Source organism: Arenibacter latericius DSM 15913 (assembly GCF_000424985.1).
Classification (GTDB): domain Bacteria; phylum Bacteroidota; class Bacteroidia; order Flavobacteriales; family Flavobacteriaceae; genus Arenibacter; species Arenibacter latericius.
In genome coordinates, this window is the sequence record NZ_AUKX01000074.1 from 1 (window position 1) to 11,191 (window position 11,191).

8 protein-coding genes and 1 pseudogene are annotated in these 11,191 nt (G+C 41.3%); 6 read left to right on the forward strand and 3 right to left on the reverse strand.

Annotated features, from left to right (window positions below; all coding sequences use genetic code 11):
* Positions 1–122 (reverse strand): annotated as a pseudogene (locus H344_RS22470) (IS110 family transposase); the annotation flags it as partial.
* Between the two features lie 274 nt (positions 123–396).
* Here H344_RS22470 and H344_RS0116125 point away from each other — a divergent pair.
* The 6 genes from H344_RS0116125 to H344_RS0116150 all read left to right on the forward strand — a co-directional run bounded on the left by H344_RS0116125 (position 397) and on the right by H344_RS0116150 (position 9,866).
* Entirely contained in the window at positions 397–1,245 is an 849-nt protein-coding gene (locus tag H344_RS0116125; RefSeq protein ID WP_026811235.1) for a hypothetical protein, read from the forward strand.
* A 59-nt stretch (positions 1,246–1,304) separates the two neighbouring features.
* Positions 1,305–3,608 carry a DUF5703 domain-containing protein gene (locus H344_RS0116130; protein ID WP_157378347.1) on the forward strand — a complete coding sequence of 768 codons (2,304 nt, stop codon included), beginning with the start codon at positions 1,305–1,307 and terminating at the stop codon, positions 3,606–3,608.
* A 106-nt stretch (positions 3,609–3,714) separates the two neighbouring features.
* The gene (locus H344_RS20595) at positions 3,715–4,593 is read left to right on the forward strand and encodes an alkaline phosphatase family protein (RefSeq protein WP_051254372.1); all 879 of its coding nucleotides are present in this window, start codon (positions 3,715–3,717) and stop codon (positions 4,591–4,593) included.
* Positions 4,594–4,630: 37 nt separating this feature from the next.
* Entirely contained in the window at positions 4,631–6,730 is a 2,100-nt protein-coding gene (locus tag H344_RS21245) for a right-handed parallel beta-helix repeat-containing protein (protein ID WP_051254373.1), read from the forward strand.
* Between the two features lie 464 nt (positions 6,731–7,194).
* Positions 7,195–7,584 carry a plasmid mobilization relaxosome protein MobC gene (mobC, locus tag H344_RS0116145; protein WP_157378349.1) on the forward strand — a complete coding sequence of 130 codons (390 nt, stop codon included), beginning with the start codon at positions 7,195–7,197 and terminating at the stop codon, positions 7,582–7,584.
* Positions 7,581–9,866, forward strand: coding sequence for a relaxase/mobilization nuclease domain-containing protein (locus H344_RS0116150; protein WP_026811239.1), 2,286 nt, complete (start codon positions 7,581–7,583; stop codon positions 9,864–9,866). Before mobC ends, H344_RS0116150 begins: the two co-directional genes overlap by 4 nt.
* A 258-nt stretch (positions 9,867–10,124) precedes the next feature.
* Here the strand turns inward: H344_RS0116150 and H344_RS0116155 are convergent, their stop codons facing one another.
* Together H344_RS0116155 and H344_RS0116160 are read right to left on the reverse strand one after the other, a co-directional pair.
* Positions 10,125–10,427 (reverse strand): type II toxin-antitoxin system RelE/ParE family toxin, encoded by a 303-nt coding sequence (locus tag H344_RS0116155; RefSeq protein ID WP_026811240.1) that lies wholly within the window; start codon positions 10,425–10,427, stop codon positions 10,125–10,127.
* Positions 10,411–10,644 carry a hypothetical protein gene (locus H344_RS0116160; protein ID WP_026811241.1) on the reverse strand — a complete coding sequence of 78 codons (234 nt, stop codon included), beginning with the start codon at positions 10,642–10,644 and terminating at the stop codon, positions 10,411–10,413. The genes H344_RS0116155 and H344_RS0116160 overlap by 17 nt, the downstream gene beginning before the upstream one ends.
* Positions 10,645–11,191: the final 547 nt, after the last annotated feature.

Below are 11,191 nucleotides of genomic sequence, written 5' to 3' on the forward strand. Positions count from 1 at the left end.
CTTATAAATTTTTTAAAGCCTGAAGGATTGTTTTTAAATTGATAGTAATTGCCATCAGAATCCGTGACATCGAAAACTAAATGACTAATGTCAATTCCAAAATATTTTATATCTTTCTTCATAAGAAAATGTTTTTTGAAAGGACAATCTACGCGAGTTTCAACGACTTAAAATCGAGGTCTAAAGCCTCATAGAACTGTTCGAAATCTGTGTAGAAAAGAGAGGGGATTTTCAATGGTGACGAGATCTAGGTCTCTGCGTACGTAATAACCTTATTCCTCTCTTTTGTTCTTTCTTATTTATATGCCTCAATTTAGTGTTTTTACTAAAATGCTAACTTAAGTTGTAAGTATCCGTAGTGATAGGAAACACTTCTATGAAGGAGAGGCTATTGCCGTGGAATCGTGGATTGCCCATGACCCAAATAGCAGTCCCAAAGATCATTATATCAAATACCAATTGGAGCAAGGAGGTAAAATAATTTATTCGGGAATAAATGAAGCGGAAGTCCCCCATAACAGTTCTAAGTTTCAGGGGTTTGTGAAATTTAAAGCCCCGCAAGTTGAAGAAAGGACCGCTTTTGTCTTAAGAGCCGCCGTCTTTGATGGTGTAGGGAATAGCGTGGATCAAACCATTATGGATATTGATGTTTTTCCGCGCCCAGCAATTGTTGGAACCAGTACGATTGGCTTTCTGGGGGAAACATCCCAGACCACTACCTACCTGAAGAATCACTTTGGGAATACAGTAGTTCCAAATTGGAAGGATGCCGATGTAATTTGGGTACCTAGCTATACGGATTATGAAACCCATAAGGAAGTATTAGAAAAGTTGGCTACATCCGGTAAAAAGGTGATTTTGTACAATGTGCCTGTTGGTGATCATAACATTGGCGGTACTTCGGTAAAGGTTCAAAATACTTCCATGGGAAGCTATTATTTTACATCGCCCCAAACCGGTCATAGGTTTACTGAAAACGCTAAACCATTCGATTTTAAAATGTGGTATGACGAGGAAGTAGATTATATTACACCATTTTTGGATAAGATTGTGTTATCTGATAATTGGTCCCCAATATTGTCTACCGGTAATACCAACTGGGTAGAGGATCATGGAGCAGCCATGGCAGCCGGAGAATTGAAAATAGGCGAAGGCTCCATTATAATCTGTCAGTTGGATGTTAATAACCGTTTAAAATCCAATCCCGTAGCTCACGATTTTGTAGAACAACTAATTTTTAATTAAAGCGATATTATTTAGTGCTTTACATAAATATTCATTTCATTTAAAATCAGTAAATTACAATGAGTAGCATACAGTTTAGGTTGTTTTTTAGCATGCTGTTATTTGTGCCGAACATGTTTTTTGGACAAGTGCCAAAAAGTACGGGGCCTTTGGTGTCTACGGATAAATATAATGTTCTCTGGAATAGCCCAAGCAAAAGTTCTTTGGGCTCCATGCCTGCAGGGAACGGTGACATTGGAATAAATGTCTGGGCGGAAAAGAATGGGGATGTCATCTTTTACTTGGCGAAAACGGATGCCTGGAGTGAAAATGCCCGATTATTGAAAATAGGGAAAGTGAGGTTATCCCTTACGCCCAATCCGTTTAAAGAAGGGAGTTCATTTCGTCAAGAATTGATTCTGAAAGATGGGAATATCCGTATTGAGGCCGGAGACAAAAGGGATAAAGTTTCCATAGATGTATGGGTAGATGCAAACCACCCTGTAGTAGAAGTAAGTGTGAAGAGCAAACGTCCTATAACCGCCAAGGCGAGTATGGAGTCCTGGAGGACCGAAAGTCGCAAGTTAGATAATCCTATCGAGCTGCATTCCGCATATGGTTTGCATGGAGCAGCTGCCGCTGATGTTATTGTTGAAAAAGATACCGTACTATCGGGGCATGGCGATAAGATACTTTGGGCACATCATAATAATAGATCCATCTGGGAGGATAATTTAAAACTTCAGGGTCTGGGCGAATATATTGAAGGTAATAGCGACCCTTTATTACATAGGTCTTTTGGTGCATTGATGGAATCAAAAGAATTGAAGAAAACTGGATCTACAACCTTGTCCTCAATGGGAAAGGTAAAGTCATTCGCTGTCTCCGTATATGCGCATACAACTGAAAACGCTACATTGGAAACTTGGGCTGCTCAGCTGATGACCATCTCGGATTCTATCGCAAAGGAATCACGGATGAAGCGATTTAAGGATCACCGGGGATGGTGGCAATCATTTTGGAACCGTAGTTATATTGAAATTAGTAGTAGCCAAGAGAGCCAAGAAGAGGAGATTTATAATATTAATCGCGGATATGCACTCCAGCGATATATGTTGGCATGCTCGGGTCGGGGAACTTCACCCATAAAGTTTAATGGCTCGCTGTTTACAGTAGATACCAAGGATTTAAAGGGAGAGTTTGAAGGATTCGATGCCGATTATCGTAGATGGGGAGGCCCGTATTGGTGGCAAAACACAAGATTGCCTTACTGGGCAATGCTAGAATCTGGGGATTTTGAGATGATGAAGCCACTTTTTAAAATGTATCGGGATGCCTTGCCCATCAGGAAATTAGCTACTGAGACGTATTATGAACATGAAGGGGCATTCTTTCCGGAAACAATGTATTTCTGGGGAACTTACGTGGATGACAATTATGGAAGGGATCGGAGTGAACTTCCGCTTGGGATGACCGAAAACGTATACATTAGACATTATTGGCAAGGCGGTCTTGAAATTTCGTTGATGATGTTGGATTATTACTCCTTTACTAAGGATAGAAGGTTTCTTAAAGAAACCTTGTTACCGGTGGTTTCTGAAATCATTGATTTTTATGATCAACATTGGGGGCGTGATCAGAACGGGAAAATTCGTTTCGACCCTGCCATGGCTCTTGAGACCTATAGCATTGCCGTTAACCCTTTGCCTGAAATCGTTGGAATCAATAAAGTATGTCGTGAATTGTTGAAACTGCCTGGTGATGAGATTAATAAGGTGCAAAAGGAACAGTGGACACGTTTGATAGGCGAAATACCCGAAATCCCAAAACGTGAAGAGGAAGGCAGAACACTATTGGCCCCAGCACATTCCTATAGTGGAAAGCAAAATGCTGAAAACCCTGAACTGTATGCGATATTTCCTTATCGCAGGTATGGCGTGGGGAAACCCGATTTGGAAATGGCAAGAAATACCTTCCAAAGAAGGGCCTTCAAACAAACTGGAGGTTGGCAACAAAATGCCATAAAAGCCGCCTATCTTGGACTCACCAAGGAAGCTGCCAAATTGATGTCAACCAATTTTAATACTAATAATGCTGCCTATAGATTTCCTGCAATGTGGGGACCTAATTATGACTGGACACCCGACCAAGATCACGGAGCTGTAGCTATGATAGCACTTCAGCGTATGTTGTTACAATACGATGATAATGAGGTTTACTTGCTTCCTGCGTGGCCGAAAGATTGGGATGTGGATTTTAAGTTACATGTACCCAACAAGACTGTTATTTCCATCTCGGTTAAAAACGGGGAAATAATTCAAAGTAATATGGAATCTGGTAGGAACAGTCCGAAAATGATAATTTCTCCTAACTTTTTAAATTAATAGGACATTACACTTTCATAGTTGATGATTGTAGAAAAAATGATAATTATTAAAAGCTAAGAACAAATTCCTTTATAAAGATTAATAATAACTAAGTATCAAAAGAATGTACAAAATAGATTGCAGGAATGAACTGCTGGTTTGGGGGTTTGGTTTGCTTTTCATGTTGAGCCATTTGGGTGTTACAGCACAGAATAAAGTGTTGATTATAGGAATTGATGGAACCCGTCCAGATGCTTTATTAGTTGCTAAAACACCTCATTTGGATAATCTTTGGCAAAATGGTGCCTACTCCTTTAATGCCCAAACCGATCCATTAAGTTGGAGCGGTGTATGCTGGACTTCAATGCTGACCGGAGTTTGGAAGGAAAAGCACAAGGTGTATTCCAATGAGTACAAGAATCCCAATGTAAAGGAATATCCTCATTTTTTTAGAAGGGCAAAAGAGCAGACCCCTAATTTAAAAACCTATTCCATTGCGAATTGGAAGCCGGTCCATACAATTTTACAGGAAAACGATGCTACGGGGACCATCCATCGTAAAACCGATAAAAAGGTAACTGATGAGGTGGTGAAAACCTTGAAAAACACAGATGTGGATGCCATGTTTGTGCACTTGGATGATGTAGACCATGCTGGGCATAAATATGGGTATGCCTTAAATAATGATAAGTATATTGGCGCTATAGAGAAAGCAGATGAAAAGGTTGGGAAAATTGTAAAGGCTTTAAAACGGCGCAAGGAATATGGGAAAGAAAATTGGCTTGTTTTGGTGTCCACCGATCATGGGGGAACTGGTTACGGACATGGGAAAGATATTCCAGAACATACGACCATATTCTATATTGCATCTGGCAAGGATGTAGTGCAAGGGGAATTATTAAAGCAGGTAAATATCGTGGATGTTGCGGTAACTGCTTTAAAGCATCTAGGCTTGGATGTAAAGGAAGAATGGAAGTTGGATGGGGAAGTGTCGGGACTTTAAGATAGGATGTTTTACAATGTTTAAAAATTATGTTTAGATGATTAAGTTACTAAGTTGTATTGTCTTTCTGTTATGGGGTAACATTGCCCTGTGCCAAGAAATCTATGTCTCCCCAACGGGTAGGGATACGGGAAAGGGAACCTTTAAATCGCCCTATAAAAGTTTAGAAAAGGCCCTGTTAAAAGCGGTAGAAGTGAAAGGAGGAGACCCCAATAAAAAGGTGGACATCCGCCTAAGGGAAGGGGTTTACCATGTTCAAAATACGATGCAATTAAAGGAACATCATTCCCATATTACCATCAAAGCCTATCAGGATGAGGAGGTGGTTCTCTCAGGAGGGATATCTATACCCATTAGACACCTAAGTGTTAGTGATAACGTATCCAACCCCAAGAATCGGTCCCTTTCCGTTTATGAGATCAACCTTAGGGCATTAGGGGTTAGGAATTATGGGAAATTGCGAAACGTAGGCTTTTCTCGTCCTTATGGTCCTGCATGGGGTGAGTTATTCATAAATAAAAAAGCCATGCATTTGGCACGTTGGCCCAACACAGGCATGGTCCCAATGGGTAAGGTATTGGAGAAAGGAGCTGTTCCCCGTGAGGATGATTTCTCCGATAGAGGAGGGGTAATTAAGTACGATTCTTTGCGAATTAGTAATTGGGCCAAGGAGAAAAACGCCTGGATGTCCGGTTACTTTATGCATGGTTATGCGGATGATATGGTGAGGATTTCAAGTATAGATACCCTTGAGAAAACCATTAGTACGGCATCGGCTACCTTATATGGCTATGGAAATGGAAAACCTTGGCAAAAATGGTATGGTGTAAATATCTTGACGGAATTAGACGCCCCAGGGGAATATTATATCGATGAAGAAGAGGGAATCCTATACTTTATTTCTGATGTAGATAAAATTTCGAGCGTGGAGTTTTCTATTCTTGAAGACCCTTTCTTTCAAATTGAGGGAGCGGAGAATATTACCATAAAAGGTATTTCATTTCAGAATTCACGTGGAATGGGTATTGCTATGGCAAACACTCACGGGGTTACTATAGATGCATGCTCTTTTAAAAACCTAGGCAGTTTAGGAATTGCAGTAGGAAAGGGGATAGAAGCATTTACTGAGTATAGACATGAAGGTACAGGAAGGGCAAAAACTGGCGTAGTAGGAAGTTTGCTACAGCATTTATATAGTAACACCACTTTTAATAGAGAAGGTGGTTCTAATAACAGAATTATAAACTCTACCTTCTCACAGTTAGGGGCTGGAGGTGTATCCTTGGGAGGCGGCAACCGGATAACCTTGGAAGAGGGGAATAACATTGTGGAGAATTGTTTGTTTTATGATATAAATAGGGTTGAAAAATCTTATAGACCTGCCGTGCACTTAACAGGGGTTGGCAACAAAGTAATACATAGTGAAATGTACGACCTGCCAAGTGTGGCCATCTTAATGCATGGAAATAATCATACCATAGAATACAACTATATTCACGAGGTATGTCTAGAGGTAGAGGACATGGGAGCTATTTACTATGGTAGGGATCCATCTGAAAGAGGGACAGTGGTGAGGTATAATTATATTGCGAATATTCCAGATGTATATAACACTAGTGCAGTGTATCATGATGATGCAGCTTGTGGATTAATAGTTACCGATAATGTCTTCTACAAAGCCGGAAAATTGAATGTTTTAATTGGTGGTGGGTCCGATAATATTTATAAAAATAATTTTTTCATTGAAGGTAAAGTGGGTGTCCGTACGGGAAATAGATTGCAAACTTGGGCAAAATGGGTCTTGGATGAAGGTGGACTTTTTGAGAAGCGAATGGAAGCGGTCAATTATGACCAATCCCCCTATGTAGACCAATATCCAACGCTAAAAACCTATTTTGAAAAAGCAGAAATCCCAACAGGAAACGTGGTATCGGAAAATGCTTTTATAAATGTTAATGAAGTATATGTTGGCAAGAAGGAGTGGTTGGGGTTCTCAGATTCTAATTTCAGTGCTTTAAAAAACTTACCAGAAGTGAAAACTAAACAAGAATTTATGGATTTAATGGTTGAAAAGATACCTGGCTTGGAGAATTTACCGCTAAAGAGTATTGGGTTAAAAACTAAATTTAAGTATTAAAAAGGGATATCGTTTTAGAAACTGGGGAATTTGCGGCCATCGGGCCAACCTTCCGATCCTATTCTTTTCCCTACCCACTTTTATTCCCATCCGCTAGGGGAGGATTTCTCCCTCAGCCTTGCTCGACCGCCTCGGGCCCGCACCAAAGCACAAGGGGTGAAAAACCCCTTGCCCTTTTTCTCCCTCGCTATGAATTCGACCTATTTTCATCTTTTCCCACCATTTTTTCAAATGAATTAAAGACCATTAAGAACCAGGGCTGGTCTATATTGGTCTTTAATTACCTTTAATTGGTTTTACTTGTAAAATACTGTAAATAAGCCTTTTAGGTTTGTTTGTGATGTATTATATTTATATAGGATTATCCGTTTTTAACGGATAGCAAGTTATGTTTTGCGTAACGCAAAACTCCTACTTCTAACGAAGTGAAAAGCTGCCCTCGGCAGTGAAAAACAAGAAAAACCATGGCAATTGGCAACATCGGCAGGAAACGGTTAGGGGAGAGCAAGCGAAAGCATACCATTATGCTCCGGTTCAATACCCAAGAACTGGAGAAGGTGAAGGCGCTTCTGCGTTCCTATCAGGTCGATTTTCATAAAAGAGGTACGGTGGGCCCTTTCTTAAGAACCCTCATTCTAAACAAAGAGGTAGCGCCTATTGAATGTCTCCCTGCTAGTACGCCTAAGGTCGGGTATCAACTGAACAAAATAGGTAGCAACCTCAATCAATTGGTAAAGGTGGCCCATTACAAGAACCGTCGGAGCCCCAATGCAAGCCTTGTAAACGAAATGAAAAGGGCCAATGAACTGGTCCATACATTGAATAAAATTATTGATAATACAAGCCCGCAATGATCGCACGACTCCTATATCGGAACAAAGTACAAGGCGTGCTGAAGTACGTACTGGGGAAACCGGAATCTAATATCCTTGGCTTCCACAATACCTATTCCGATACGGATACCAACCTTAAGATCTTTGAACAGGTACTGGTCTTTTTGGGCTTCCGCCATGCCTCCGAAAAACGCTATGTACATGCCACCCTAAACCTTCCCCCTGATGAACACCTGGACGATGACACCTTTTTGGCCCTGTCCAAAGCCTATATGGAATACATGGGCTATGGGGAGCAGCCCTACATCGTGGTACGGCACCACGATACCGAGCACGAGCATGTGCACATTGTCTCCAGTACGATCAGGGAGGACTGTACCCAGATCAACCTATCCTTTGACTATAGAAGGAGCATGGCCGCCCAGAAATACTTGGAGAAAGAGTTTGGTCTTTCCCCCTCGCCAAATAAAAAGACGGTCCGAGAGCTCCCCAAACTGGAAACGCCCCAGTTCAGCCCCCAGGATGGTAACGGGGTGCGCTACTATATGCAGGACATCCTAAACAATACCCTGCAGAAATATAAGGTGCGGAGTTTTGATGAGCTTGCCATACTACTGGAAAAGTACCATATCCAACTGAAGGTAGTGGAGCGTTCCGGTAGGGTAGGGGTAGCTTATGGCATTGCGACCAAGGAAGGATACCGATCCCGTTTTATTGGCGGCTATACCGTACACCCCCAATTCTCCGGTCCCAAACTCCAACAGCTCTTTGAGCGCAATCAACAATCGGCTCTATTGCCCATGGTGAAAAAACGTTTGGAAAAGCAAGTACGTACTACCTATAAGCTTTTTAGGACCCTTCGCCCTGAACACCTCCCCGAAATCTTAAGCTCCCATCAAAAGCTCGATTGTGGGTTAAGCTATAACGATCAGGGACAGGTGGAGGATTTCACCATCCATGATAAATCGGGCTATGTGCTGCGCAGTGATGAGATTGGGAGGGACCTTGGTATCCAAGAGAACCCCGACTTGTTTCAAACCGAACACACCCAAATGTATATGGATAGCAGGCAATTGGAACTGGCGTTCCAACGTTGCATAAGGGAAGCTTACCAAAAGACCTATAGGGAATTGAGGTACAAGCCCTTGTTCTCCGAGCATATCCTTAAAACTCCTTTAGATGTTTTGGTTAGGGAAATGATGAAATCGGAGCGCTTTCTCTTCCTTAAGAAATACCTGCATACCGATAACCGAACCTTATGGAAGGTAATCGCCTCCCACTACTACCCTTTTAGTGAGCAGCTATATACTTCCGCCATTAATAAGGAAAAAGAGCAGTTGCAAAAGAAGGCCGATCTAATCCAACGGGCCAGGGACCAGCTGTTCATCTATGCCCCGGACCAAAGGGAGGTCCTTGGGGCGCTTGTCCAAAGTCTGGGCGTACGATACAATGAAGGCACACTGACCTATGCGAATTCCAAGCTCCACCAAGTACCGGTGGAACTGGGCAACAACCTACTACAGACGAGTGCAAACCCAACTACCCCTCCTGGTTTTGCAGATGAAAATGAAAAGTTGTTGGAAGGGCTGCTGCACGACAAACCTGCCAAAGAGATAAAACCGGGTCCCACCGCCCTATTTTTGCCCATGGTATTCCCGAAGCTCTACAATGCTATTGCTCCAACCTTTAGAGAGCGGTTCGATACCTTGGCCCTACAGGCCTACCATCGCTACGCCGAACGGATGCAGGCGCCCTTTGAGAAATCGCCCAAGGACTACATCGCCTTTTTCAATGCCCGAGGCTTTTATTTTGAACAGCAGGGAGGAAAACTCTGGGTAGGCTCCATATACTCCAAACATTCGGTAACCGTATCGCTTTCAACGAAAATGCAGGACTATTTGCAATCGTCCCCTGAGCTTTCTAGTGCCATGGCCAGGCAGTCCATCATCCTGAACAATTTGATAGCCAAAGGGCAGGACAATTTGAAAAGCTTTTGGATGGGGCACTTAATGGAACGCGGACTTTATAAACAGGCGGCGTATAGTTACGTATTGGAAGGTGTATTACCCAATTTGCCGTCCGAACTAGTGGAGCACCATATGGCAAACGGATTTAAGGAGGCCCTGGTGGCCGTTGCCACGGAGCGGGATCGTAGAGCGCAAGCCAACACACTCCGAGCAGGCTGGAACGCCCTGGAAACGCTTATGGGCCCTACCAGCTCCCAAGAGGAAGAAGCCTATAACGGGTTTAAGGACGAGCTTACGGATTATTCCAAATACAAGGGGAATTGGCTTGGGATGTAGATTTTAATTGAACTTTTGAGACTGAAGTAACCACGATAAAATCTGACAGGTAAGAATTATATTTATAGAGTCGAAACAACAATTATTAACCCCTAAAACTTTCAGACAAAATCGGAGTTATTACACGTTAAGCTTCATTATTGAGCCGCCGTATAATTACCTGATTTAAATAGACGGGCGAGAGCCGTACTTTGGTGTAAGAGGCACAGTCCGTTTCTATTAGGAGCAGCCCCATTTACTCCATAATGCAATGTTTTTTTATATTTTCTTCTTAGTCGGTTTCCTTTTATTAGAAAACAAAGAAACAATCTCAATTGAATTTTTATTAATTCGATAGTAGAGATTGTTATGTTTTTCGACTACAGCTTTCCGAATGTCCTTTTTCTCGATAGATGCAGGAAATATTTCGGGTGACTTTGAGATGAGTTCAATTGTGTGGTCTAATTTTGCAGAGAAAATTCTTAACTCTTTTTTAGTCCAATTATTTTCTAGATATTCAATGGTTTCTTTAAGCTCAGATATTGCGTGGTCAGTCCACAGTACTTTATAGCCACTTTTCATAAATTTCTTTCACGTTTGAGTGGGAAGTCAGTTTTCCATTGTCAGCATCCTGAATCCCTTTTTCAATAGAAAGTTTTTCGCTTGCGGAAATTTCATTCCACCAGTCGTTTTTTTCTTTTTCTCTTAATTTCATTAGTTTATCAATCAGAGACTTGTCGTTCAATGTTGATAGCCATTGAATTAATTCTATTTTTTTATTTTCTAAACTTAAATCCATATTATCAAAGTTACAATTTTAATCTTATGGTTCTATTGTTGATCGTAATTTTTAACTATTGAATAACGGTTTTGGTTTCGTTACGGAATGGTAAGCGAGTATCATTCAGCCGTATGTAACTATAGCCGCTGAATGTGACCAACATGGGTATCTTTTATCTACTGCAAAATAGATAATTAATCTAGAGGGTGCAAGCCTGCTCGAGTATGTCATTCCTTTAGATTTATAAAGTTATATTTAGTAAATAAAAGGAATACAAAAAAGAATAATAGTTATGATGATGAGATTTCTTTTTTTGCTTCTTTTTTCTTTGTTGATAAGTATAACTTTGTTAATAACCATAATTGAAAAAGAACGGGGTGAACTTTGTGTCGTTCTAGGTTTATGGCCTATCGCCTGTATTAGTCCCCGTTCTTTATTAACCCGGTTGCAAGGACCAAATAGAATTTCAGTCTCTACCTACTAAAGGTGTTAGTCAACGCAACCATTTTTAAACACCATAAAATTATGAAAATAATGGAAACAGTGGGCGTGGACATCAGTAAAT

Bases quoted from the DNA above. Each gene is read 5' to 3' on its own strand.
- H344_RS0116160 (WP_026811241.1), bottom strand. From the start codon at position 10,644: ATGGATTTAAGTTTAGAAAATAAAAAAATAGAATTAATTCAATGGCTA.
- H344_RS21245 (WP_051254373.1), top strand. From the start codon at position 4,631: ATGATTAAGTTACTAAGTTGTATTGTCTTTCTGTTATGGGGTAACATT.
- H344_RS0116150 (WP_026811239.1), top strand. From the start codon at position 7,581: ATGATCGCACGACTCCTATATCGGAACAAAGTACAAGGCGTGCTGAAG.
- H344_RS20595 (WP_051254372.1), top strand. From the start codon at position 3,715: ATGTACAAAATAGATTGCAGGAATGAACTGCTGGTTTGGGGGTTTGGT.
- H344_RS0116130 (WP_157378347.1), top strand. From the start codon at position 1,305: ATGAGTAGCATACAGTTTAGGTTGTTTTTTAGCATGCTGTTATTTGTG.
- H344_RS0116155 (WP_026811240.1), bottom strand. From the start codon at position 10,427: ATGAAAAGTGGCTATAAAGTACTGTGGACTGACCACGCAATATCTGAG.
- mobC (WP_157378349.1), top strand. From the start codon at position 7,195: ATGGCAATTGGCAACATCGGCAGGAAACGGTTAGGGGAGAGCAAGCGA.